The 23,546-nt window shown below is 33.1% G+C and carries 25 protein-coding genes; 22 read left to right on the top strand and 3 right to left on the bottom strand.

Annotation, left to right across the window (positions count from 1 at the left end; genetic code table 11):
* Window positions 1-142: 142 nt before the first annotated feature.
* Window positions 143-850: a hypothetical protein gene (locus V9L05_RS11105; protein WP_338811957.1), complete on the top strand. Its 708-nt coding sequence runs from the start codon at window positions 143-145 to the stop codon at window positions 848-850.
* A gap of 85 nt (window positions 851-935) precedes the next feature.
* Entirely contained in the window at window positions 936-1,760 is an 825-nt protein-coding gene (locus V9L05_RS11110; protein WP_338811958.1) for an IS5 family transposase, read from the top strand.
* 186 nt (window positions 1,761-1,946) lie between these two features.
* Here the strand turns inward: V9L05_RS11110 and V9L05_RS11115 are convergent, their stop codons facing one another.
* Window positions 1,947-2,132 carry a hypothetical protein gene (locus V9L05_RS11115; RefSeq protein WP_338811959.1) on the bottom strand — a complete coding sequence of 62 codons (186 nt, stop codon included), beginning with the start codon at window positions 2,130-2,132 and terminating at the stop codon, window positions 1,947-1,949.
* A gap of 194 nt (window positions 2,133-2,326) precedes the next feature.
* Between V9L05_RS11115 and V9L05_RS11120 the strand changes: the two genes are divergently transcribed.
* The 19 genes from V9L05_RS11120 (at window position 2,327) to V9L05_RS11210 (ending at window position 20,961) form a co-directional block, all read left to right on the top strand.
* Window positions 2,327-2,587 (top strand): hypothetical protein, encoded by a 261-nt coding sequence (locus V9L05_RS11120; RefSeq protein WP_338811960.1) that lies wholly within the window; start codon window positions 2,327-2,329, stop codon window positions 2,585-2,587.
* A 698-nt stretch (window positions 2,588-3,285) separates the two neighbouring features.
* Window positions 3,286-3,711, top strand: a complete 426-nt coding sequence (rplP, locus tag V9L05_RS11125) for a 50S ribosomal protein L16 (protein ID WP_338793173.1) — start codon at window positions 3,286-3,288, stop codon at window positions 3,709-3,711.
* Between the two features lie 61 nt (window positions 3,712-3,772).
* A complete protein-coding gene (gene rpmC, locus V9L05_RS11130; RefSeq protein WP_014798367.1) occupies window positions 3,773-3,985 on the top strand; it encodes a 50S ribosomal protein L29 in 213 nt (70 codons plus the stop codon).
* 47 nt (window positions 3,986-4,032) lie between these two features.
* The gene (rpsQ, locus tag V9L05_RS11135) at window positions 4,033-4,314 is read left to right on the top strand and encodes a 30S ribosomal protein S17 (protein WP_338793171.1); all 282 of its coding nucleotides are present in this window, start codon (window positions 4,033-4,035) and stop codon (window positions 4,312-4,314) included.
* Between the two features lie 173 nt (window positions 4,315-4,487).
* Window positions 4,488-4,856 carry a 50S ribosomal protein L14 gene (gene rplN / locus V9L05_RS11140; protein WP_014798369.1) on the top strand — a complete coding sequence of 123 codons (369 nt, stop codon included), beginning with the start codon at window positions 4,488-4,490 and terminating at the stop codon, window positions 4,854-4,856.
* A 123-nt stretch (window positions 4,857-4,979) separates the two neighbouring features.
* Window positions 4,980-5,321: a 50S ribosomal protein L24 gene (gene rplX, locus V9L05_RS11145; protein ID WP_338793170.1), complete on the top strand. Its 342-nt coding sequence runs from the start codon at window positions 4,980-4,982 to the stop codon at window positions 5,319-5,321.
* Between the two features lie 2 nt (window positions 5,322-5,323).
* Window positions 5,324-5,869, top strand: coding sequence for a 50S ribosomal protein L5 (rplE, locus tag V9L05_RS11150; protein WP_338793169.1), 546 nt, complete (start codon window positions 5,324-5,326; stop codon window positions 5,867-5,869).
* 205 nt (window positions 5,870-6,074) lie between these two features.
* On the top strand, window positions 6,075-6,362 hold the full coding sequence (gene rpsN, locus V9L05_RS11155) for a 30S ribosomal protein S14 (RefSeq protein WP_338793168.1): 288 nt from the start codon (window positions 6,075-6,077) through the stop codon (window positions 6,360-6,362).
* A 111-nt stretch (window positions 6,363-6,473) separates the two neighbouring features.
* Window positions 6,474-6,872, top strand: coding sequence for a 30S ribosomal protein S8 (gene rpsH, locus V9L05_RS11160; protein ID WP_014798373.1), 399 nt, complete (start codon window positions 6,474-6,476; stop codon window positions 6,870-6,872).
* Between the two features lie 159 nt (window positions 6,873-7,031).
* On the top strand, window positions 7,032-7,583 hold the full coding sequence (gene rplF, locus V9L05_RS11165; RefSeq protein WP_338793167.1) for a 50S ribosomal protein L6: 552 nt from the start codon (window positions 7,032-7,034) through the stop codon (window positions 7,581-7,583).
* 142 nt (window positions 7,584-7,725) lie between these two features.
* Complete coding sequence (gene rplR, locus V9L05_RS11170; RefSeq protein ID WP_338793166.1) at window positions 7,726-8,082, top strand: 50S ribosomal protein L18; 357 nt, start codon at window positions 7,726-7,728, stop codon at window positions 8,080-8,082.
* Between the two features lie 22 nt (window positions 8,083-8,104).
* A complete protein-coding gene (gene rpsE, locus V9L05_RS11175) occupies window positions 8,105-8,620 on the top strand; it encodes a 30S ribosomal protein S5 (protein ID WP_338769661.1) in 516 nt (171 codons plus the stop codon).
* A gap of 112 nt (window positions 8,621-8,732) precedes the next feature.
* Window positions 8,733-8,912, top strand: a complete 180-nt coding sequence (gene rpmD / locus V9L05_RS11180; RefSeq protein WP_338793165.1) for a 50S ribosomal protein L30 — start codon at window positions 8,733-8,735, stop codon at window positions 8,910-8,912.
* Between the two features lie 279 nt (window positions 8,913-9,191).
* A complete protein-coding gene (rplO, locus tag V9L05_RS11185; RefSeq protein WP_338793164.1) occupies window positions 9,192-9,638 on the top strand; it encodes a 50S ribosomal protein L15 in 447 nt (148 codons plus the stop codon).
* A gap of 182 nt (window positions 9,639-9,820) precedes the next feature.
* Window positions 9,821-11,152, top strand: coding sequence for a preprotein translocase subunit SecY (gene secY / locus V9L05_RS11190; RefSeq protein ID WP_338811963.1), 1,332 nt, complete (start codon window positions 9,821-9,823; stop codon window positions 11,150-11,152).
* A 230-nt stretch (window positions 11,153-11,382) separates the two neighbouring features.
* Window positions 11,383-12,171, top strand: coding sequence for a type I methionyl aminopeptidase (gene map / locus V9L05_RS11195; protein WP_338811965.1), 789 nt, complete (start codon window positions 11,383-11,385; stop codon window positions 12,169-12,171).
* Window positions 12,172-12,204: 33 nt separating this feature from the next.
* Window positions 12,205-13,098 carry a peptide chain release factor N(5)-glutamine methyltransferase gene (gene prmC / locus V9L05_RS11200; RefSeq protein ID WP_338811967.1) on the top strand — a complete coding sequence of 298 codons (894 nt, stop codon included), beginning with the start codon at window positions 12,205-12,207 and terminating at the stop codon, window positions 13,096-13,098.
* A gap of 799 nt (window positions 13,099-13,897) precedes the next feature.
* On the top strand, window positions 13,898-15,856 hold the full coding sequence (locus V9L05_RS11205; protein WP_338811969.1) for an OmpA family protein: 1,959 nt from the start codon (window positions 13,898-13,900) through the stop codon (window positions 15,854-15,856).
* A gap of 329 nt (window positions 15,857-16,185) precedes the next feature.
* Window positions 16,186-20,961, top strand: a complete 4,776-nt coding sequence (locus V9L05_RS11210; RefSeq protein WP_338811970.1) for a PKD domain-containing protein — start codon at window positions 16,186-16,188, stop codon at window positions 20,959-20,961.
* 192 nt (window positions 20,962-21,153) lie between these two features.
* On the opposite strand, the gene V9L05_RS11215 is transcribed toward V9L05_RS11210, so the two are convergent.
* Both V9L05_RS11215 and V9L05_RS11220 read right to left on the bottom strand, forming a co-directional pair.
* On the bottom strand, window positions 21,154-21,540 hold the full coding sequence (locus V9L05_RS11215; protein ID WP_338793158.1) for a hypothetical protein: 387 nt from the start codon (window positions 21,538-21,540) through the stop codon (window positions 21,154-21,156).
* 250 nt (window positions 21,541-21,790) lie between these two features.
* Complete coding sequence (locus V9L05_RS11220; RefSeq protein ID WP_338793157.1) at window positions 21,791-22,309, bottom strand: 3'-5' exoribonuclease; 519 nt, start codon at window positions 22,307-22,309, stop codon at window positions 21,791-21,793.
* A gap of 220 nt (window positions 22,310-22,529) precedes the next feature.
* Between V9L05_RS11220 and V9L05_RS11225 the strand changes: the two genes are divergently transcribed.
* Window positions 22,530-23,534 (top strand): zinc-binding dehydrogenase, encoded by a 1,005-nt coding sequence (locus V9L05_RS11225; RefSeq protein ID WP_338811971.1) that lies wholly within the window; start codon window positions 22,530-22,532, stop codon window positions 23,532-23,534.
* The last annotated feature ends 12 nt before the right edge of the window (window positions 23,535-23,546 follow it).

Consider the following 23,546-nt stretch of genomic DNA (forward strand, 5'->3'; position numbering starts at 1 on the left):
TAGCAAAATACAAATGCACGGCTGGAAGCCGAATACACATAGCTCACTCGTTAAAAACGAGCGAGAGCCATTTTAATCTTGCGAGGGATAGCTGGGCATAGTATAAGACTTGATATACCTGTAGGGCAATAAATAAAATATTATGAAAATTCAAATTGTATTTGTATTGTTAGTTCTTGTTTTAGGTTGTTCGAACGACCAAAACAAAGAACAAAACGACTATAGAAAAAAAATAGAAATATCATTATCTAATAATATAGACAATTTATTTCTTGGTTCGAGTTTTAATATTAAGAGCAAAATAAAAATACTACAAGATACTATATTACAAATTGGCTTAGAATCTTCTCCAAACGATTATATAGTAAACAGTAATTTTAGAAGTTTTATAAGCTCTTATATAGTCTATTTGATAAGTGATACAACTACTCAGTATAAAAGATTCGAAATAGATTTTTTCTTAGACGGTGGAAGAAATACTGCTGGCAAGACACGTAATGTTTACACACAAAATCATATCGAGTACATAAAAGATGATTATGAAAGGTGTATATTCTTAAAAAGAATAATATCATATGCTATAGAGAGATTTGATGAAGGAAATGTATCAATATATAACTCTCATTTAGAATCTTTAAATGCTATAGCTGATCAGAAACTAGAAACTGATTTCTTTTCATTGATTATAATTTTGTGTAGTAAAAAAAAATATTCATTAGAAAGTGATAATTTAAGACTTCTTTACACTATGATATCTGCTACAATAGATATGAAGGGAGAACAATATTCTGCAGTTACTAAACTTAAAAAATGTCGGGAACAGATAAAAGATATTTATGAACTTGTTTAAGAATGGTGATTTATTTTTTTAAAAAGAGGTCAAAATAGTTATACTTGTAAATCATCACATTTTCAATCTAACTATTTTTCCCTCTATGTACGTAAACTTATCAAAAAAATTTATAACCGAAAATATTTTACCTTATTTACATCAATTTACAAAAGGTCGTCGTATAAAAGTAGCTCTTTGGCGTATTATCCAAGCCATTGTGTATCGCTTAAAATCAGGGAGTCAATGGCGAGAACTTCCTATGAAACAATTTTTCGGAAACTTATCAATTAGCTGGAATACAGTATATTACCATTATAATAAATGGTCAAAATTAGGAAGTTGGAAGAAATTATGGATCAAGTATTTAGAAGATTATCGTGGAGAATTAGATTTTTCTATTTGTCAGCTAGACGGCAGCCACACTTCAGCTAAACGAGGAGGAGAAGGTATTGGATATTCCAAAAGAAAAGCAGGAAAAACAACCAATGCACTTTTTCTAACGGATAAAAATGGTATTCCAGTAGCGATGTCTGTTCCAAGAGCAGGCAATCATCACGATGCTTTTGAACTTGAAAAAAATATGCAATCTATGATAGATGATTTGAATGCTTCTCAAATTAGAGAAGGAGGAATTTTTCTCAATGCTGATGCAGCCTTTGATACACAAGCCTTTCGTTCTTTTTGTAATCATTTAGATATTGTAGATAATATAGATTTTAATAAAAGAAATAAAAAAGACCTTGATAATCAACCATTTAAAGGTGAAGAAATGTATGAATTGAGATTCGTTATTGAAAGAACTAATGCGTGGTTAGATGCTTTCAAAGCCTTAATTATGAGGTACGAAACTAAAATTCATACGTGGCAAAGTTTACACTATTTAGCCTTTACTTTAATATTTGCCAGAACTAGAAAAAAACATTCTTAAACAACTTCTATAAAATAATATTTAATGAAGATATAAAAATTGATTATGAAACACAAATAAAATTAAAAATGTCAGGAAAAAATATGCTTGTAAAATAACTCCCGTTCGTCGTAGTCTTCTAATTAACCAGTTGCTCGTAGTGTTCCAAAATAAATTTGTTAAGCGTTGTCTATTGACTACGATTTATCAGTTTGGCAAATCTTCAGATTTGTGAGTGGTGGTATTTTTGTATTTACTTGAAAGTATAAGTCTAAAACTTTCCAACTGAGTAGGATAGCGATACATAAATCCAAAAAAGTCCCAGTCGTCGCTCGTAAGATTGCCATCGCTCGTTTTTAACGAGTGATTTATAGGTATTTGGCTTGTAGCCATGGTTGTTGTATTTGTTTTTCTTCTGCCGTTGTCGGTGTCCCACCGACGACATATTTTCCCAGTTCTTGCTTAGTGCAAGCCAAGTAAGAAATCCATATTCAACTTCTAGAAAGTATTTTGCATTCCAATAGCAAAATGTGTATCTTGGATTTCATTTATAATGAAACTAAACGAAATAAATTTCCAACTCAATTATGTTGATAGAACAAAGGAAAAACAGGATTTTGGATTTATTAGATAAGATAGCAGAAGACAAGATATTAGCTTATTTTGAAGATTTGTTATATAAAATGGTGCAAGAAAGTGCTATTTTGCGTTATGCAAAACCTTTACAAGACAAAATAAATCTTTCATCACTTATTCAATCTCAAAATTATAAAACTGAAAATGTTTTGGCTTTACATGGTGTCTTAGATGATGACGAGCCTTTTGAAGAATTATTGAAGGAATTGTAAAGCCTAAAAATGAAATTCTGCCGTTGTCGGTGTTTCTCCGACAACACATTTTCCCACTTTCCCAAAAAAAGTTCCCCACTCAAAAAAATAATTGAAAATAATTGAGAATTTTTATACTAATTGTTTGGAAGTCTGTAAATTATTTGTACCTTTGCATTCCCTAAAGGATACTATACGTGAACAAATTGTTGTCATTTAATGGCAAAATAAGTTGTTCATTTGCGTACAAGTCCTTTTTCAAAATCGCTTTTCTTTAGCTTTTCTTCATTCCACAATGATAAAAGCTGTTAGAATATACTAATAAAAAAATCTTTTAATTAAGATTACTATTAAAGAATTTTTTGAGAAAGAATCCAATACGTGTGAATCTATTTCACATAGCATCTAAAGTATTTATTAAATACTAAAGGGATTTGAAAAGCGTAATTTAATCTCACTTCTTTTACTCATTGTAGAAAGAACTACATTATATTAAGTTTTTTGAAAAGGTTAAGATTCCTAATCCGAATCTATCCTTTAAAAGAAAGCTTTTTTTGTTGTTTGTCTCTGAATGAAAGAACAGAATAAAAACGTAATTCATAATTGATATTTTGAAAAGATTTGATTTTGTAAGATTAATTCATAATTCAATTATTCGTTTTTCTCAAAAATCATTTTCAAATTTATCTTTTTAAAGACCATTAAACGCAAAAGGAGTTATGTTACAGCCTAAGCGCACCAAGTTTCGTAAACGTCATAAAGAAGTACGTCGTACTAGAGGTATTGCTCAACGTGGTTTTTTGGTGGATTTTGGTGATTTCGGTATCAAAGCCTTGGAGCCAGCGTGGATTACTTCACGTCAAATTGAAGCAGCTCGTATTGCCGTTACTCGTGCAATGAAGCGTCAAGGTCAGGTCTGGATTCGCATTTTCCCTGACAAACCAATTACCAAAAAACCTGCAGAGGTTCGTATGGGTAAGGGTAAAGGTGCTCCTGAATATTGGGTAGCTCCTGTCGTACCAGGTACAGTGCTTTTTGAAATTTCGGGTGTAGATAAAGAAACAGCTAGTGAAGCATTGCGCCTTGCAGCTCAAAAATTACCAATCAAAACTAGATTTGTAACTCGTATTGATTACGAAGCATAAACCTAAGTAACGATTAAGGTAAATCTAAAACATCTTAACCGACCCTTATTTCAAAAAAGTTATGACAATTAAAGAAACAAAAGAAGAAATCAGAGGACTAGATGACGCAGCCTTAGCTACTAAAATAGCTGAACAACAAACTGCTCTTCAACGCTTGAAATTTAGCCACGCTATTTCTCAAATTGAGAACCCTTCAAGTATAAGAGATGCAAAACGTATGGTAGCTCGTCTAAAAACTGAACAAACAGCAAGACAAATTGCTAAATCTAAGTAATTACTTATTTATAATATTGAGTAATTATTTCTAACAGTATTCTGACTATGGAACAACAACCAACAGTACAAAACACTGAGCGTGCAAGCCGTAAAGAACGTATTGGGATTGTCAAAAGTAATAAAATGACATCTACAATTACTGTTTCGGTAGAGCGTAAAGTGAAGCACCCATTATACGGAAAGTTTGTGAAGAAAACTTCTACATTCATGGCGCACGACGAAGGCAATACTGCTAACATCGGAGACCGTGTTCGTATTATGGAAACAAGACCATTGAGCAAACTTAAACGTTGGCGTTTGGTCGAAATCTTAGAACGTGCTAAGTAATTGTATGTGTTTTTAATAAAAACTACAATAAAAAGCCTTTCTAGTTTTGTCTTAAAAGATTTTAACTAATCTATTAAAACAAATCAATCTAAAAATAACGTTACTTTTTTTGGTTATTCATTTATAATCAATTTTAGTAGCACATCGTTTCACTCTCTAATTATTATTGAGCGATGATTCAACAAGAAAGTCGTTTAGCAGTTGCTGACAACTCTGGAGCAAAAGAAGTTTTATGTATTCGTGTATTAGGCGGTACAAAGAAACGTTATGCTTCTGTAGGAGATACAATTGTCGTTTCTGTTAAATCTGCAATCCCTTCTGGAAATATTAAGAAAGGTGCAGTTTCGAAAGCAGTCGTAGTGCGTACCAAAAAAGAGATACGCCGCAAAGATGGTTCATATATCCGCTTTGAAGAAAATGCAGCAGTATTACTAAATGCTCAAAATGAGCCTCGTGGTACTCGTATTTTTGGTCCAGTGGCACGTGAACTAAGAGATAAAAGATTCATGAAAATTGTTTCTTTAGCTCCCGAAGTACTTTAAATTCAGAAAGATATTTATCAGACACTTTCAGAAGTGTCAGATAATTAGAAATCTAGTAAAAGTCTTCTTTAAATTATTAAGTGTTAGACACTAATGTACTAATTGTACAAATCCTTACGGATTATGAAAAAGAAAAACACTCAAAAATCTGTCAAACTTCATGTAAAGAGGGGAGACAACGTAATCGTAATTGCGGGCAACCACAAAGGCGAACAAGGAACAATTACTGAGGTAAAAGTTAGTGAGCAACGTGTTATCTTAGAAGGAATTAATATGGTTAAGAAACATATTAAACCCTCTGCTAACAATCCAGAAGGTGGTATCATCGAAATGGAAGCTCCTATTCACATCAGCAACGTAGCGCACGTAGATGCCTCTGGCAAAGCTACTCGCATCGGTCGCAAAAAAGATGAGAACGGTAAGCTTGTTCGTTATTCTAAAAAAAGTGGTGAAATTATTAAATAGTTATGGCAACACCTCGTTTAAAAGATAAATACTTCAATGAAGTAGTTCCTGCTCTTAAAGACAAATTCGAATTCAAATCAGTCATGCGAGTGGCTCGTTTGCAAAAAATTTGTATTAATAGTGGAGTTGGAAAAGCTGTTTCAGACAAGAAACTCATCGATACTGCTGTAGAAGAAATTTCTACTATCGCTGGACAACGTGCCGTACCTACCTATTCTAAAAAGGCTATCTCGAACTTTAAACTTCGTGAAGATATGCCAATTGGTGTACGTGTAACGCTTAGAGGCGATCAGATGTATGAATTCTTAGACCGTTTAGTAACAGTTTCAATGCCTCGTGTACGTGACTTCAAAGGTATTAGCGATAAAGGCTTTGATGGTCGTGGAAACTATACATTGGGCGTGAAAGAACAAATTATATTCCCTGAGATTTCAATTGACAAAGTCAAGCAAATTACAGGAATGGATATTACCTTTGTTACTTCTGCTCAAACGGATGAAGAAGGGTTAGCTCTTTTGAAAGAATTGGGTATGCCGTTTCGCACTTAATAATTGCTGAACGCAACTACTGGATTCAATCAATTTTGAACAAATCTGACTTTATCTAAATCTATATTTTTATCTAAATTTACTTTAATTTATTCCTAATAGAACAAAATTAAGCTAGAAATTTAAAAATATCGTTTCAGAACCAAGCCTAATTGAAGTTCAAATCTAATAAAGTTCAAATCCAAATCTAAGTCAATCATACATTATGGCTAAATCATCGATGATTGCACGTGAGCGTAAACGCCAAAAATTGGTAGATAAATACGCTGCAAAACGTGTAGAACTCAAAAAACTTGCAAAGGACGGAGATGTTGAGGCGCAAATCGCTCTTGACAAACTTCCAAAAGATTCTTCTCCTGTTCGCTTGCATAATCGTTGCCGTTTGACGGGTCGCCCTCGTGGCTACATGCGCCGTTTTGGTATCTGTCGTGTCGTTTTTAGAGAAATGGCAAACGACGGAAAAATACCAGGCGTAACCAAATCAAGCTGGTAATACTTTTTACAAGAACTAGAATAATTTCGAATTCTTTAGAACCTTTACAACATTTAGGGAATAAAAAATTAAGTTCTTTTTTCATATTTCCTGAATACAAACCTTGAGGGAATGACAACGGATCCTATTGCAGACTATCTGACTAGACTCAGAAACGCAATCAAAGCTAATCATAGAATTGTGGAAGTTCCAGCTTCAAAATTGAAGAAGGAAATGACTAAAATTTTATATGATAAAGGCTATATACAAGGCTATAAATTTGTTGATGCTCCTGTAGGTGCATCTATCAAAATAGCATTAAAGTATCATCCTGCTACTCGTACTCCTGCGATTACACACTTAGAGCGTGTAAGCAAGCCAGGTCTGCGTCAGTATCGCAAAGCAAGTGAATTACCACGTGTACTCAATGGATTGGGTATTGCTGTAATTTCTACTTCACACGGCGTTATGACTGACAAAGAAGCTCGTACAAACAGTGTAGGAGGAGAAGTGCTTTGCTACGTATATTAATATTGCACTCATTTCATATAATTCGTATAATTCATTTAGGTTTTTAATTATTTGATTTATACTCTTTGTAGCAAAACTAATTTCTGTTAATCGCTAAAATGAAAATTGTTACAGAACTATAAAAACAGTAATTAAATTATCTAATAAATCTGATAGAAAATGTCACGAATTGGTAAAAACCCAGTTACTATCCCTAGTGGAGTAACTATAGACGTTTCGGAAAACACCATCAAAGTCAAAGGTACAAGAGGCGAGCTTTCTCGCACTATTGACCCAAGAATCACTGCTAAAGTGGAAGATGATAAGTTGGTTTTCGAACGTAAAGACGAAGAAAAACAGACTCGTGCTATGCATGGCTTGTACCGTTCATTGGTACAAAATATGGTGGAAGGCGTTTCTAATGGCTACAAAACTCATTTAGAGCTTGTAGGTGTTGGATATAAAGCAGAAGCAAAAGGTCAAATCCTTGAGCTTAATTTAGGTTACTCACACGCTATCTTTTTGCAAGTGCCAAAAGAAATTGCTGTAAGTGCTGAAATGCTTAAAGGTCAGAACCCAAAAGTTACCTTAGAATCTAGCGACAAAGAATTACTCGGACACATTACTGCCAAAATTCGTTCTCTTCGTAAAGTAGAGCCGTATAAAGGTAAAGGTGTACGCTTTGTAGGCGAACAGGTTCGTCGTAAGGCTGGTAAGAGCGCAGGTAAATAATCATTGACAAATTATTTACTTATTTATATAAATTGTCGGGCTCTTTTAAAATGGAGCAGACAATTATCTTGACTAAGAATTTAATTTTGATACGATAACTTCGTGTTCCTTATTTTGAGAAATTTTATAATAAACTAGTATCATGGCAACTACCGCACGTAAGAGTCAGCGTCGAACACGTATTAGACGTAGTATTCGTAAAAAATTAGTCGGAACAGCCGAAAGACCACGTCTTTCTGTATTTCGCAGTAATAAATATATTTATACCCAGCTCATCGATGATGTAAATGGGCATACCCTTGTGAGTGCTTCTCTCAAAGATATTGACGCTGAGAAACACATCAATCAAGAATTATCGAAACAAGTAGGCGCAAAACTCGCTGAACGTGCTAAAGAAAAAGGCATCGATAAAGCAGTTTTTGATCGTGGTGGTTTCTTGTATCATGGAAATATCAAAGCAGTAGCAGAAGGCGCACGAGAAGGTGGACTTCAATTCTAAACCCTTTGCAACCTAATAAATTATGGCAGCAAACGTAAATACCGTGAAAGCGAGTGAAATAGAACTAAAAGAAAAAGTAGTTACTATCAACCGTGTAGCGAAAGTAGTAAAAGGTGGTCGTCGTTTCAGCTTTGCAGCATTAGTTGTAGTTGGCGATGGCAACGGTGTAGCAGGTTATGGACTTGGCAAAGCTAATGAAGTAACAGATGCTATTCAAAAAGGTATAGAAGACGCTAAGAAAAACTTAGTAAAAGTACCTATCATCAGACAAACTATACCTCACCCAATTATTGGGAAATTTGGTGCAGCTAAAGTAATGCTTAAGCCTGCAACACCAGGTACAGGAGTTATTGCTGGTGGTGGAGCGAGAGCCGTATTGGAAGCAATCGGTATCGAAAATGTACTTGCTAAATCTCAAGGCTCAAATAACCCAGGAAACGTAGTTCGTGCTACTTTTGATGCATTATTGCGTATGCGTGATGCAAAATCAGTTGCTGAGCAGCGTGGTGTTAATCTTACCAAAGTTTTTAATGGGTAAGTAGAATATGCAGAAAAGATAAATGGTAATTGTCAAGACACCTTAAAGGTGTCAGACAATTCAATTTTTAGAAGATTCTGTTTTATTTAATTACCAAAAACTATTTAGTAAAATGGCGAAAATTCGTATTACTCAGGTGCGTAGCTCAATCAAACGCCCAAAAAAACAACGCCTAACTTTGCATGCTTTAGGGCTTCGCAAAATGCACCAAACCGTAGAACAGGAAAATACTCCTAATATCGTCGGTATGGTAAAGGCAGTATCACATTTAGTAAAAGTAGAGGAAGCATAAGGACAAAATTCATTCTTGTTATAATTTTAAAAGTTATAGACAAAATGATTGGAAAAAGTTTTTTTTTCCTACCTTTGCAACTCACTTAGCAAATTCCTTATTGAATAGGCAGACATACGTTTTGTTCCTTTATAAGGATTTTGTCTTTTAATTCATTATACTTTGCTCAAAGCGTTTAGCCTATAGAATTATAGAAATACAAAACAAAACTTATTTAAGTTTTGGTATTAATAGATTAGGAAACAGCGAGTTTTGAGTAAATAAAAACTAATCTAACTGATGAAACTTCACCAATTAAGACCTGCAAAAGGGGCTGTAAAGTCTAGAAAAAGAGTAGGTCGTGGACAAGGTTCTGGACGTGGTGGTACTTCTACACGTGGACACAATGGAGCACAATCTCGCTCTGGTTATAGTCAAAAACTAGGTTTTGAAGGTGGACAGATGCCACTTCAACGTCGTGTTCCTAAATTTGGATTCAAAAATCCAGGTCGTGTAGCTTACAAACCAATTAACTTGGACACTCTCCAAGAACTTGCTACAAAGAAAAATACTAATGTTATCGATGTAGAATTATTAGCTGCAAATGGTTTAGCAGGAAAAGGCGATTTAATCAAAGTATTGAATCGTGGAGAACTGACTATGGCTATTGAAGTTACTGCACACAAATTTTCAGCTTCTGCAAAAGAAAGTATTGAAAAAGCAGGTGGAAAAGTTACTACTCTATAATAAACAAGATAGAAAAGCCGATTATGATTTACCAAATGTAGTTCGTAATTGGCTTATTTTGCTTACATTTGTTTATTAGATTACGGATTAAAATACAATTTATACTAATTACTATGTTTATTAGTGCTTGTTTAGAATTATTTCTGAGAGCCTATAAAATTTAGTAAACTAGAAAAAGAATTATGAAGAAGTTTTTTGAAACTATAAAAAATATCTTTTCTGTAAAAGAACTCAAAGATCGCATCTTCCTTACTTTGGGATTATTAATGGTCTTCCGTTTAGGTTCTTTTATTGTTTTGCCAGGTATTGACCCTAGCAAACTTGAAAAAAGTACAGGTGTTTTAGGAATGCTTAATGGTATTCTTGGAGGAGCTTTTGAGCGTGCCTCTATTTTTGCTTTAGGTATTATGCCTTATATATCTGCATCAATTATCATTCAACTTCTGACTGTGGCTGTTCCGACATTCCAAAAAATGCAGAAAGAAGGAGAGTCGGGACGTAAAAAGCTCACTCAAATCACTCGTGCACTTACTATACTTATTACTATCGGACAAGGTTTTGCTTATCTAAAAGGAACTGTTCCTATAGATGCAATTATTATTGACCAGACATTTTTCTTAATTTCTTCTATTGTCATTCTTACATCAGGAACTGTTTTCTGTATGTGGTTGGGAGAAAAAATTACAGATAAAGGAATTGGTAATGGTATTTCACTTCTAATCATGATAGGAATTATTTCACGTTTTCCTACTGCCATAGTAGCAGAAGCTACTTTGAAAGGAATGGGAGGAATATTTATCTTTGTTTTAGAAATATTAGCTCTTTACCTAGTGGTAATGGGAGTAGTTCTTATCGTACAAGCTGTGCGTTATGTACCTCTTCAATATGTAAAGCAAGTAGCAGGTCGTTCTCAAAAACAAATGCTTACTCAGAAAAAACGTTCTGCATTACCTCTTAAAGTAAATGCAGCAGGTGTAATGCCAATTATCTTTGCTCAAGCTCTTATGTTTTTGCCACCTTTGGTAGCAGGAGCTTTCCAAGGAGAAGATACACCAAATGCTGATTATATTGCAAGAGTATTCTCTGATTTTACGTCATTAGAATATAATATTCTTTTTGCTGTCCTGATTATTGCATTTACGTTTTTCTATACAGCAATGACTATCAATGTTCAGCAAATTTCAGATAACTTAAAAGATAGTGGTGGATTTGTACCAGGGGTTACACCAGGTGAAGAAACTAAAAATTACTTAGGTAAAATTTTGGATAGAATTACTCTTCCAGGTGCAATCTTTATTGCTATTATAGCTGTTCTTCCTGCTATTGCAGCAGCAGCTACAGTAGGAGATCAATTTGCTCAATTCTATGGTGGAACTTCTCTACTTATTATGGTAGGTGTAGTTTTGGATACCCTTCAACAAATTGAGAGTTATTTATTGAATAAAGAATATGACGGACTAATGAATACAGGAAATGTAAAAGGTCGTCAAGCTCAACCAATGAATTACATATAAATCCAAACAAAAGTGTTATTTTTTTATTAATATAATACGATTTTGTGAGATATTATAAATACAAAGCATCAAGAATCGTCTTGGTGCTTTGTTTGTTTTTATGATATAGAATTCAAATTAACCCTAACTTATTATCATTGATTCAAGTTTTACTAAACTGAATCATCTTATTTCTTTTATTCTTATTGCTATCTATACTTGATAATTTGATAAGAAAACTCAACTGAAAAATGGGAAAACCAATATACAAGACAGCTCAAGATTTAGAAAAAATGCGTGCAAGTGCAGATTTACTAGGACGCACACATGCAGAAGTAGCCAAACGTGTTATGCCTGGTATTACTACCCTTGAACTTGATAAAATAGCCTTTGAATTTATAAAAGATAATGGGGCAGTTCCTAGCTTTTTAGGACTTTATGGATGTCCTAGTTCTTTACTTACTTCTGTAAATGACCAAGTAGTTCATGGATTGCCTAATAATCGTCCTCTAAAAAATGGAGATATTGTTTCAATTGACTGTGGTGTTTTACTTAATGGTTTTCACGCAGATAGTGCTTATACCTATGAAATTGGAGAAGTAAGCCTAGAAGTGAAAAACTTATTGAAAGCAACTAAAGAAGCTTTGTATTTAGGAATTGAAAAGTTAGTCTATGGAAATAGAATAGGAGATATAAGTAATGCTATTCAAAAACACTCAGAAGGAAAAGGATATTCAGTGGTAAGAGAATTAGTTGGACATGGAGTGGGAAGAAGTCTGCACGAAGGACCCGAAGTACCAAATTTTGGAAAACCTAAAAAAGGAGATAAAATAAGAAATGGATTAGTAATAGCTATTGAACCAATGATTAATATGGGTTCAAAAGCTGTTGTACAAGCCTCTGATGGGTGGACTATTATGACTAGAGATGGGAAGCCTTCTGCACACTTTGAGCATACTGTAGCTGTGGTAGATGGAAAACCAGAAGTTTTGACAACCTTTAAATATATCGAACAAGCTATCAAGATTTTTCATAGTTAATTCTATTCTAGTTATTCTCATAAAATCTAACAAATGCTTATTTCGGAGTATATAAGAAAAAATACCCCCTTGTTAATTTCTACTCAAGTAGATGAGCGAGAAAGTCAATCAACTTTACGTTTTTTGATAGAAGACACTTTATCAATAAATAGAATTGATTTTTCTACTCACTTATTAAATCAAAAAGAAATTGATTTATTAAATCAAAGTATAGAACGATTGAAAAATAATGAGCCTTTACAGTATATTACGAGTAAGGCTCATTTCTATGGATTAGAGTTTGAAGTTAGTCCTGCCGTTTTGATTCCAAGACCTGAAACTGAAGAACTTGTTCATCAAATTTTAAAAGATTTTGCAGATAAAAAACTACAAATAGCAGAGAAAAACAAGCACACTTTCTTAGAAGTGGGAACAGGAAGTGGCTGTATTAGTATTGCTCTTGCTAAAAACTTACCTCACTTACATTTTATAGCTATTGATATTTCAAAAGATGCCTTAGATATAGCTCGTCAAAATGCGAAAAAGAATAATATAACTAATATAGAGTTTATAGAATTAGATTTTCTTCAAGAAGATTTCAGTGAAGTATTTTTGAAGTATCCTCAATTAAAAAAAATAAATCATTTAGTCAGTAATCCTCCTTACATTAGGGATTCTGAAAAGAGAGAGATGAGTAGTAATGTACTTAATTTTGAGCCACATTTGGCTCTCTTTGTAGAAGACAAAAAACCACTTGTTTTTTATGAGGCATTAGTTAAATTTTTTGTATACAATGTAAATAATAAAGATGGCTTGCTTTATGTTGAAATAAATCAATATCTAGCAAATGAAACAAAAGACCTTTTTGTGAGTTTTGGTTTAGAAAACTATAGAGTTTTTAAAGATTTACAAGAAAATTCAAGATTTATAAGAGCTTGTTATACCTAAGCCCAAAATGTGTTTTAGAAGATAAAATATCATATTTTATTTCATTTAAGTTTTTTGAAATAAAACATCCATCAATTTTTTTTAAAAAAGATGATTTTTTTAGATAAAAAGCCACTATTTTTTATTAAATTATGTTTTTTTGGTTTAAATTTGCGAACAACTATCTTTGTGTTTTCATAGGAAGAAAAATTAGACGTTATATTGTACAAATTCAATTAGAATAATTATCAAGTATTCTAAGAAGATTATAATAATTAATTGCTAGTAAATAAATGAAATAATATATATAACAATGTTATTTTAAATAATTTCTTTCTAACAAACCCTATTATTTTAAACAAATTTTTCAAAGTGTTTATATACTAAAAAATTCAATAAAGATTTAATTTTATCTTGATTTTGGCTTATTTCTTTGATAAGTATCTAATTAAAAAGCGATTCTGTATTTGTTTTTACGTATTTTTGCGTTATATTTTTACAGAGTACACTAGATTTTTAAATACATATCAAGACCAAAAGTAGAAATCAAACTAACTAAAATAGTGCAATTGAAAAGGTAAATTGAAATAGAGTAAACTGAATCTTAAAATAAATTCTAGCGATTTTTAATTTTAGTTTCAACTTGTTTTTAGATTACTTTTTAATAAATTTAGTAGAATTTTAGAATAAAAATCTATTTTATTGGAGTTTATGTTGAATTATCTCAACTTATTTCAATATAAAGTTGGTGTCTTTTATAGTATTTATTTTCTTTGTAACAACTTAACCTAATCGCTAATCTCAATCTAATACCCTGATTATGAAAAAAGGAATCCGTAACCTGAGCTTATTGCTCATGTTTCTTTTGGCTGGTACATTCGCTAAAGCACAAGATGCTAATACGACAGCCGAAAGCGACGACAAAGCAAAAGATGGTGCTACAAGCATCTACGAACAATGGCATGACCCACAACGTTTTCGTTTACCACCTGCCGTAAATCAACTTCTCACTGACGAAGTTTCTCCTGCTATCAGTCGTGATGGCAAAACACTCATTTTCCAGTCTAACCGTGGAAAAGCATGGAAAGGCTATGGTCTTTATATGACTACTCGTGACGACAATGGCAAATGGACAAAACCAACTGCATTGGAATCAATCAACTCTAAAGCTGGCGATAGCACTGTAATTGCTGGTCCATTTTTAAGCTATGATGGAATGAGCCTTTTCTTTTCTTCTAACATGGAAGATACTAAAGGAGGAATGGATTTGTATGTAGCTACTCGTGAGAGTATGGACGGCGAATTTGGTGAACCTACAAACTTAGGTGACGTAAACACAGCTGATTACCAAGGTTATCCAACTGTTTCGGCAGATGGAAATCGTCTTTATTATATGCAACGTGCTGAAGGTGCAGAAAATGATACTGATGAAGCAGGTTCTACTGAAGGAACTGAAGCTAAAAAATCTAAAAAAGAAAAAGTGTGGTGTTATACTGCAATGGTTTCTAGTCGTTCGGCTGATGATGTATGGTCTGCTGGTACAGAAGTAGTAGGAGCTATGAATGAAGATTGTAGCAAAGCATTTCGTATTATGCCTGATGGTGAAACAATGTTTTATACTTCTATGAGAGAAGGTGCTAAAATGCAAGGTCATACAAAAGGTATCCGTGCTGATGCTAAAGATTTTGATTTGTTTATGTCACGCATGGAAGGTGAATCTTGGGGTGAGCCAATGGCTGCTGATTTTGCTAATCATCTTTCTGCTGAAGGTTATGTAAGTATGGCACCAGATGATGGAGCACATACAGTTATGTATTTTGATGCTGACATGAATGCTTCTCGTGAAATTTTTTGGACATTAGTTCCTCCAGGTTTTGCTCCTCGTAGAGTAATGATGGCTCGTGGTAATGTGGAAGATTCTGTAACAGGAGAGCCTGTTTATACCATCATGAAGTTTGAAAATCAAACTCGTCCTTCTTTAGGATATGACCGTTACAATGACGAAGAAACTGGTAAATTCTCTACTGTAATTACAGAAGGAAACACTTACAAAGTAAGCATCGATCATAAAGATTATTTACCATATACATTCACGTGGGATTTCACTAATGCTGACGAAATTACTAATCTTTACCAAAGAGTACGTTTAGTACCTAAAGGTGTTGAGGTTACTGTAACTCTTCTTGATGCTATTGATGAGCAACCTGTTGATGCAAAACTTACAGTGAAAGCTGCTGATGATACTAGTATTGGTGATGTTGAAAAAACAGGAACTGGTAAATACGAAGCTCGTCTTGAGCCAGGTCAGGTTTATACATTGACTGCTGAAGCAACAGGAAATTATATGGAAGAAGTAGATACTTTAGACCTTACTCAAGCTCAGTTTGGTGATAAAGTAAATAAAATTCTTTACTTACTTGATGCTACTAAAATTAAGTTTGATAACATCAACTTTGCAACAGCTCGTTGGGATTTGAATGCTGAAGCAACAGGTGAATTGGACAAAGTATATCAATTCTTGAAAGATTATCCTAAAATGAAAATCCGTATTGAAGCACATACTGATTATCGTGGTGGTGACTCTTACAACCAACGTCTTTCTCAAAATCGTGCAAAATCTGCTTTGGATTACTTAGTTTCTAAAGGAATTCCTACTGCTCGTTTAGAGTCTGAAGGATATGGTGAAGCAAGACCTACTGTTCCTAATGAAGTAGATGGAAGAGCTAATCAAGCTAACATGGCTATCAACCGTCGTGTAGAGTTCAAACTTGTTAGATAATAACACTTTGAAATTCTAAAATACACTCTAAAATTAAATCTAAAACCTAACTAGATTAAATTTTAATTAAAAGACCAATTATCTATTTTGATAATTGGTCTTTTTTTAGTTTATTTATTGATTATCAGTAAGTTATACTGTTTTTAAAACGGATGTATTTTTTTATTTTTGTAACTAAACATCTATCTATACGTTAATACTTAGTTAGTAACCCTTATTTAGACAAGTTAGATTTTGAAATTTATGTTTTATTTTATAGAGAGTGATGTAAATCTTCATTATAAGTGCTTTTTTAGTTCAAAAAACTTTTATATTAATTATTTTTTGGTATGCGTATAAATTTACCACAAGTCAGAAATACTATTTTTTTATTATTTACCACTATCATTTGTATAGTGTTTTTTCTATTGCCAATAATCAGTATTGCTCAATATCTTCCTGATAATTTTGATAGTATTAAACCCTTGGGTAATAAATTAATGATTAAAATAAAGCCAAATAGTAGTAATAAGCTACAACAGGTTGATTCTCAATTCAAAACTCAAAAACTAGAAAGACGATTTAAAGTTCCAATTCAAAATTCCAAAAATCCTTCTATCAAAGCAATTCAAGCTAATGCTATTCGTCTGCAAGATTGGTATGAGGTAGAAATTTCGTCTTCTTCATCTCTTCAAGAAGCAATTCATTATTATCAAAATCAAGATTTTGTAGAATATGCAGAACCTATCTATCCTAACTACATTTTAGCACCACCTTATATTCCTAATGACCCTTCTATGGCAGCACAATGGCAACTAGATGTAAGTCAGTTGTATGCAGCTTGGGGATTACATAAAGGAGATAGTAATACAGTTATTGGAATTGTAGATACAGGAGTACATTATATACACCGAGATTTAAAGAATCAAATTAAAGTTAATTATGCTGAAAAATATGGACAAGCTGGAATAGATGATGATAATAATGGATTTGTAGATGATAGTTTAGGATATAGTTTTGGGTTTATGTCACCTGCCTCACATGATTTTCAAGGACATGGAACGGGGGTTGCTGGTATGGCTGCTGCTACTACAGATGATGGTTTAGGTATAGCAGGAACAAGTTTTAATTGTCGTATTCTGCCTGTTGCTGTCCTTTCTCCTTCCTATCAAATTGTAAATATGTATGATGGGATTTTGTATGCAGCTGAAAATGGTTGTAAAGTTATCAATGTTTCTATTGGTCGTCCTAATTTAGGTTTTCAGTGGGAACAAGATGTCATTGATTATGTAACCCTTGTTAAAGATGCTTTGGTAGTAGCTGCAGCAGGAAATACAGCACAAGAATTAGATTTTTATCCTTCATCTTATAATCATGTACTTTCGGTAGCACACTCTGACGCAGGTGATAATAAATTTTCAGGTGCAACTTTTAGCAATTATGTAGACGTAATGGCACCAGGAGCTAGAGTTCTTACTACCACTGCAAATGGTAGTTATAGTTATGCTTGGGGTTCGTCATACGCTTCCCCATTTGTAGCTGGTATTGCTGCTTTAGTACGTTCAGCATTTCCTCATTTATCAGCAGACCAAGCAGGCGAGCTTGTTCGTGTAACATCTGATAACAAATATCATTTACCTGCAAATGTACCCTATTTTGAAAAACTTGGTAAAGGCAGAGTAAATGCTTTTAGGGCTTTGAATGAACAAAGTAGTGCAAAATCTATAAGGATGAACAATACTTCTTATTTTGGTAGAAATGGACAAACGGCTTTTTCTGGAGATACAATTACATTAGAAGCTGATTTTATTAATTATTTGAATCCAATTACTCAAAATGGAAAAGTTATTATTTCTACGTCTTCTCCTTATATAGAAATTTTAGATAGTGTATTTAACACAGACATGATGGCAACTATGCAACAGAAAAATAATGCTGCTGTTCCTTTTCGTTTTGTGGTTAGTCAGAATGCACCCTTGGATTTGAATGTAAAGTTTCGTTTAGGTTTTTCAGATACAAACTATTCAGATTATCAATATTTTAGTATTCCTGTTAATGCTCCTTATTTAGCTATTCCATTTAATACTATAAATTTTACACTTACAGGAAATGGGCGTGCAGGTTTTTATGATATTTATAATAGTTTGGGAAAAGGAATTATGTCAAATAATTCTCAAACTTTGCAAGAAGGAGGATTAATTATAGGTAAATCTTCTACAAATGTTTCAGATAATGTTTTGACAAATATAGGAGGCATTGTTAAAGATGATGATTTTAAAATGATTGATATTCCTAGAATAACAGAAAAAACACCATTTTTTACAAAAGCTACCTCAAAATTTGCTGATACATTAGGTACACTTATTCCTCCTGTGGGCGTGAGTGTAAAACATACTGTAAAAGGACGCACAAATACTCCTCATCATCAATATATTATTTTAGAATATGAGTTTACAAATGTAAGTGGAGCTGTAATGGACTCTATGAATGTAGGTTTGTATTATGATTGGAATTTAGGAGATTACACACGCAATTTTGCAGATTGGGATACTAATCGTCAATTTGGTTATGTATTCGGAACGGGTACTAGTGGATATGCAGGTATAAAAGCAATTAGTTCCAATAAAACCTATTTTGCATTAGATTTTCAAAATGTAGGTGGAAATAATATTAATGTAAATGACGGTTTTACTTCTACTGAGAAATATCAAAGTATTTCGACAGGAGTGGCAAGAAAACGTGCTGGATTTACTACTAGTGGAGGAGGAGATGTAGCTCATATTGTAGGAACAGTTTTAGAAAATTTTGGAATAAATGAAACTCGTAAAGTTACTTTTGTTGTAATGCTTGCTCCTACTTTAGCTGCACTTAGAAATGCACATGATGCTGCTGTTTTGGCAACTAATACATTGTCATCTATTTCACCAACTCCAGTAGTAAACAATACACTTTGTGAAAATACTTCTTATACAATTACACCACAAGGAGGAACAAACTTCAGACTTTATGATATAGCTAACACACAAATACCTATTCAATCAGGTACTTCTTTTACACTTACACCTGCTGATTTAGGACGTACTTTTTACGTAACCAATACCGATTCAGTTTTGGAAGGAGATTATACATTACTTCGTTTTAGCGCACGTACTGCTGTGGCTAATTTTAGTTCTCCTTCTCAGGTTAATTTGGATGAAATTAATGCTATTAATTTTACTGATGCAAGTCAGAATGCTGTTTCTTGGATGTGGGATTTTGGTAATGGACTGACCTCTAATTCACAAAATCCTTCTACTACCTATTCTAGACAAGGAGCGTATTCAGTCAGTTTAACAATAACAGATATTGCAGGTTGTACGAGTACCATAGAGAAGCAAGTACAGGCTGTCCGAAAGTCACCTGACCCTATTGTCTTTACTAATTCACAACAATCTTGTGATAATACACCCATCGAAATACGTCCTTCTGCAACTGGAACTAATTTCAAGTTTTATGATTCTGAAAATAGACTTTTAGCAAGAGGTAGAAGTTACATTGTCCCTCCAAAATCTATTGATAGTTTGTATATCAGTAATATAGATTCTGCATTGGAAAGTAATAAAGTTTTAGTAAAAATTCAGTGGGTAAAGTTAGATGCTGATTTTACAGCAAATCCTAGACAAGATACACTTCTATATGATAATGTATTATTTCAGAGTAGCTCTACAAGTGACTTTTTTATCCAAAATATAACTTGGGACTTTGGTGATGGTTCGCTTAACAAAACGGGAACAATTGTAAGTCATATGTATGCTGCACAAGGAAGTTATACTGTTAAAATGACAATTAGGAATCAGTTTGGTTGTACTAAGGTTGTAGAGAAGATATTCCATGTGGGAAAAAAATCTCTAACTCCTTCTATTGCTTCTACTATAAAGGTGTGTAGAGGAAATAGCCTCACAATAAGACCAAATGGAGGGACAATATTCAATTTTTATTCTAATTTAGACTCTTTGCCTATTTCACAAGGACGAGAGATTTCATTTGCTCCAAATGCTATTCTTCCACCTATCTTATACGTTACAGGAGCTGATTCTTTGATTGAGAGTGATCCTATACAAACCTATTTGCAAGTAGTTAATATTGCACCAAGTTTTGATTTTTTAAGGGAACTTTATCTCAATGAAAATACAGATGTTAGATTTACAGATAATACTGCAACTGCTGTATCTTGGTTATGGGATTTTGGAGATGGAACAACTTCAACAGAACGAAATCCAATACATACATATCATGCACAAGGTGATTATATGGTCACATTAACTGTTAAAACAGCAGCAGGATGTCAAGGAACAGCTTCCAAAAGTTTGCTCGTCTTTAGACGTTCTCCTCAACCAATTGTGAATGATTTATTTGTATGTAGGTTTGACTCAACTACTATTGTACCACAAGGAGGTACTTTATTTAACTTTTATGACTTGCCTACAAGCTCTCGCCCTGTACACACAGGAAGAATATATAATGTCGGTTTTATAAGCCAACCAAAAGATATTTGGGTTACCAATTTGGACTCTGCCTTAGAAAGTGTTCCTGTAAAAGTACACATCGACTTTAGTCGTCCTTCTTCTGATTTTGAAATGAGTGTAACTGATACACTTAATCTTTTTGAACAAGATACTTTATTTTTAAAAGACAAAAGTAATAGTTCGGTGTGGTGGTATTGGAATTTTGGAAATGGAGAAATTGCTATGACTCAAAATACCCAAACTATCTATAAACAGCAAGGAGAGTATCAAGTTATTTTGATTACTAGAGATACCTTAGGTTGTATAGATTCATTAAGTCGTAATTTAGTCGTAGTAGACAAACCTGTAATTACTGGAGGAGGTTCTAATACTAATTATCAAGTGTTAGTGTATCCTAACCCTGCTTCTGACTATCTCAATGCATATATAGAATTACAAACAAGTGATGAGGTAATGATTCGTATTTATAATAGTTTGGGACAAGAACTAATTACAAGCCCAAAAGAACAGATTACCAAGAAACGTTTTGTTTTTGATGTTCGAAGACTTACAAAAGGTGTTTATTATGTTCAAATAGTTATGTCAGACAAAGTGGTGAATAGAAAGGTCGTATTAGAATAGATTGATTATTATTAGAAGTATATAAGTAATTGGGCAGAATTTACATATAACAAAACCCACGATTTTCATCGTGGGAAAAGAGAATCTGAAAGGTGGAAAATACACTCTAATCTATCCCATAACTAAAGTTATGCGTTTCATAAAAAAACTCATATTATTAAAAATATGAGTTTTTGTTTTGTATAATTTTTTCTAATTTACAGCTAAATTTAGAATAGCAGAATAAAAAAGGAGCTGATGTATTTTCCATGTATCCATTGCTCCCCCAAATCTTTTCTCCCAGTCTTCGTCTTGATAATTCATTAATTCTTCTTTTTCTTCATCTGAAAGAGCCTTTACAGATATATCTTCATAAAACTTCATTTGAAATGGATTCCATGTTTCGGCTTCTGAACCAAAAAACGTATTCCATTCCTGAATAGGTTTTGAGTTCCATTCTTGAATTTGCTCTTTAGAGAGTAGTTCTATATTTGGTTTTTCTGGGTCAAGACTCTGAGCAGCAACAGGTGTAACAGATACACAACTCCAAAAACATAAAAAAAGACTTGTAAACAGTAGTATAAATAAATTTCTTTTCAAAATAGTAGTGGATTAGAAATGATAGGATATTCTTTTTATAAAATGGTAGAAACAAACATAACATAATCAATAGTATTGAATAACTGTTTCCTCTTAGCTTAAATTTATTTTAGACAGCATGATTGAATAAAATAAGTTCCATTTTTTATAAAAAACTAACATATTTCAAGCCAAATGCTCTGTTTATAAGTAAAATAGCAATTCTATAAAGTCAATCGATTGTAATAAATTCGATAAGAATTGCTATTTTTTAAAACTTAATTTTTAATCCATACTCTTTTTTGATTTTTAGTAGGGCTTCAGCATTACCTTTCGCATCGTCAAGTGCATTGTGTGTATGTTTAGTTTCTCGCAAATGCTTAAAGTTTTTGAAAGTATCTTTTACAATACCTTTGTAAAGACTACCTAAATTTTGTGAACTAAAACCAAAAGGGTTTTCTCCTAAAAAGTGATGGAAGTACCAACAGACAAACATCCAATCAAAGCCATTATTATCACTAATAAAAATTGGGCGATCTTGACAAACCTCTTTTATCCAATCTGCAAAGTCTTGCATCACTATTTTAGGATCTTCAAAAGTGAAAGTTTCTTCTCTGCTAAAACCTGAAATCTCTAAGGATTTTGGATTATAATTTTCTGAAATAGGTTGCAAACATCGATAAAAAGTCTTTTCCAGCGAGTCATCTACTACTATTGCACCTAATGAAATCATGGAATAATCTGAAGGAATTGCACCATCAGCTTCAATATCTACCATAATATAAGTCATAATTTTATCTTTTAAAAATTTATAATCGATTTTTAGTAAGTTATATTTTTATTGTCTTTGTTAGTTTTTTAGTACAACGACACCAATAAAAATACATAGTAACTCTATTCTCAAATAACTTGATAAATAATTTTAGGAATTTCAAAACAAAATGACTTACTTCAAAATTAACTGTTTATCAAAAACTTAGTTATTAATTTTCACACAAACTCTAATTTTTATGCTTGCTCTACGCCTTCTTGAAAAAGATACTTCGCACACAGATAGAATTCAACTTCAAGACATCAAAACACCTGAACCAAAAGAAAATGAAGTGCTTATCCAAATGCAGACGGCAGCTCTAAACAGACGAGACCAATGGATAAGAGAAGGACTTTATCCAGGTATTCGTCCTGCTACATTGGGTTCTGATGGTTGTGGAATTGTAGCCAAAGCAGGTACAAATGCAAAAAAATGGGAATCAAAAACAGTCATTGTTAATCCAAATAATAATTGGGGAGATGATGAAAGACATCAATCAGCCGATTATCATATTTTGGGAATGCCAACAGACGGAACATTTGCCGAATTTTTGTGTGTCAATCAAGATAGATTAGTCGAAAAACCAAAATCACTCTCTTTAGAAGAAGCTGCTGCTTTGCCACTTGCAGGACTGACAGCTTTTCGTTCTGCATTTTATCATGGAGGAATCCAAAAAGGAAGTAAAGTTTTGATTTCGGGTGCTGGTGGTGGAGTGGCTCAATTTGCTTTTCAGTTTGCAGTTGCAGCAGGTGCAAAAGTCTTTGTAACCTCTGGAGATGACGAAAAACTAGAGACATTAGAAGAAATGGGCGCAGCAGGAATCGTCAATTACAAAGACCCAGATTGGAACAAACAATTAAAAGATAAAGCAGGAAGTTTTGATTGTGCTATTGATAGCGCAGGAGGAGAAACTTTTGCCGAAATTATCAAACTTTTAGGGCGTTCTGGAAGGATTGTTTTTTATGGTGCGACTTTAGGTTTGCCTCAAAAAATTGATTTGTATAGAATGTTTTTTAATCAAATCAGAATACAAGGCTCAACCATGGGAAGTGATAAAGAATTTGTAGAAATGGTAAACTTTATAGAAAAACATAAAATAAAACCGATTATTGGTTCTGTAACTCCGTTTTCTGATATAATCTCAGCATTTGATACAATGAAAGATGGCGAAGGATTTGGGAAATTAGTGGTTTCGATGAAATGATTTTTTATTTAA

It is taken from the genome of Bernardetia sp. Wsw4-3y2, from assembly GCF_037126295.1.
Lineage (GTDB): Bacteria > Bacteroidota > Bacteroidia > Cytophagales > Bernardetiaceae > Bernardetia.

What these genes read in the sequence shown, in the direction of transcription:
- V9L05_RS11115 (WP_338811959.1), bottom strand. Translation starts at nt 2,132, where the DNA reads ATGGCTACAAGCCAAATACCTATAAATCACTCGTTAAAAACGAGCGAT.
- rplN (WP_014798369.1), top strand. Translation starts at nt 4,488, where the DNA reads ATGATTCAACAAGAAAGTCGTTTAGCAGTTGCTGACAACTCTGGAGCA.
- rplP (WP_338793173.1), top strand. Translation starts at nt 3,286, where the DNA reads ATGTTACAGCCTAAGCGCACCAAGTTTCGTAAACGTCATAAAGAAGTA.
- V9L05_RS11110 (WP_338811958.1), top strand. Translation starts at nt 936, where the DNA reads ATGTACGTAAACTTATCAAAAAAATTTATAACCGAAAATATTTTACCT.
- V9L05_RS11220 (WP_338793157.1), bottom strand. Translation starts at nt 22,309, where the DNA reads ATGACTTATATTATGGTAGATATTGAAGCTGATGGTGCAATTCCTTCA.
- V9L05_RS11225 (WP_338811971.1), top strand. Translation starts at nt 22,530, where the DNA reads ATGCTTGCTCTACGCCTTCTTGAAAAAGATACTTCGCACACAGATAGA.
- map (WP_338811965.1), top strand. Translation starts at nt 11,383, where the DNA reads ATGGGAAAACCAATATACAAGACAGCTCAAGATTTAGAAAAAATGCGT.
- rplR (WP_338793166.1), top strand. Translation starts at nt 7,726, where the DNA reads ATGGCAACTACCGCACGTAAGAGTCAGCGTCGAACACGTATTAGACGT.
- prmC (WP_338811967.1), top strand. Translation starts at nt 12,205, where the DNA reads ATGCTTATTTCGGAGTATATAAGAAAAAATACCCCCTTGTTAATTTCT.
- rpmD (WP_338793165.1), top strand. Translation starts at nt 8,733, where the DNA reads ATGGCGAAAATTCGTATTACTCAGGTGCGTAGCTCAATCAAACGCCCA.
- V9L05_RS11210 (WP_338811970.1), top strand. Translation starts at nt 16,186, where the DNA reads ATGCGTATAAATTTACCACAAGTCAGAAATACTATTTTTTTATTATTT.
- rplO (WP_338793164.1), top strand. Translation starts at nt 9,192, where the DNA reads ATGAAACTTCACCAATTAAGACCTGCAAAAGGGGCTGTAAAGTCTAGA.
- secY (WP_338811963.1), top strand. Translation starts at nt 9,821, where the DNA reads ATGAAGAAGTTTTTTGAAACTATAAAAAATATCTTTTCTGTAAAAGAA.
- V9L05_RS11120 (WP_338811960.1), top strand. Translation starts at nt 2,327, where the DNA reads ATGTTGATAGAACAAAGGAAAAACAGGATTTTGGATTTATTAGATAAG.
- V9L05_RS11205 (WP_338811969.1), top strand. Translation starts at nt 13,898, where the DNA reads ATGAAAAAAGGAATCCGTAACCTGAGCTTATTGCTCATGTTTCTTTTG.
- rplF (WP_338793167.1), top strand. Translation starts at nt 7,032, where the DNA reads ATGTCACGAATTGGTAAAAACCCAGTTACTATCCCTAGTGGAGTAACT.
- rplE (WP_338793169.1), top strand. Translation starts at nt 5,324, where the DNA reads ATGGCAACACCTCGTTTAAAAGATAAATACTTCAATGAAGTAGTTCCT.
- rpsN (WP_338793168.1), top strand. Translation starts at nt 6,075, where the DNA reads ATGGCTAAATCATCGATGATTGCACGTGAGCGTAAACGCCAAAAATTG.
- rplX (WP_338793170.1), top strand. Translation starts at nt 4,980, where the DNA reads ATGAAAAAGAAAAACACTCAAAAATCTGTCAAACTTCATGTAAAGAGG.
- rpmC (WP_014798367.1), top strand. Translation starts at nt 3,773, where the DNA reads ATGACAATTAAAGAAACAAAAGAAGAAATCAGAGGACTAGATGACGCA.
- V9L05_RS11105 (WP_338811957.1), top strand. Translation starts at nt 143, where the DNA reads ATGAAAATTCAAATTGTATTTGTATTGTTAGTTCTTGTTTTAGGTTGT.
- rpsH (WP_014798373.1), top strand. Translation starts at nt 6,474, where the DNA reads ATGACAACGGATCCTATTGCAGACTATCTGACTAGACTCAGAAACGCA.
- rpsE (WP_338769661.1), top strand. Translation starts at nt 8,105, where the DNA reads ATGGCAGCAAACGTAAATACCGTGAAAGCGAGTGAAATAGAACTAAAA.
- rpsQ (WP_338793171.1), top strand. Translation starts at nt 4,033, where the DNA reads ATGGAACAACAACCAACAGTACAAAACACTGAGCGTGCAAGCCGTAAA.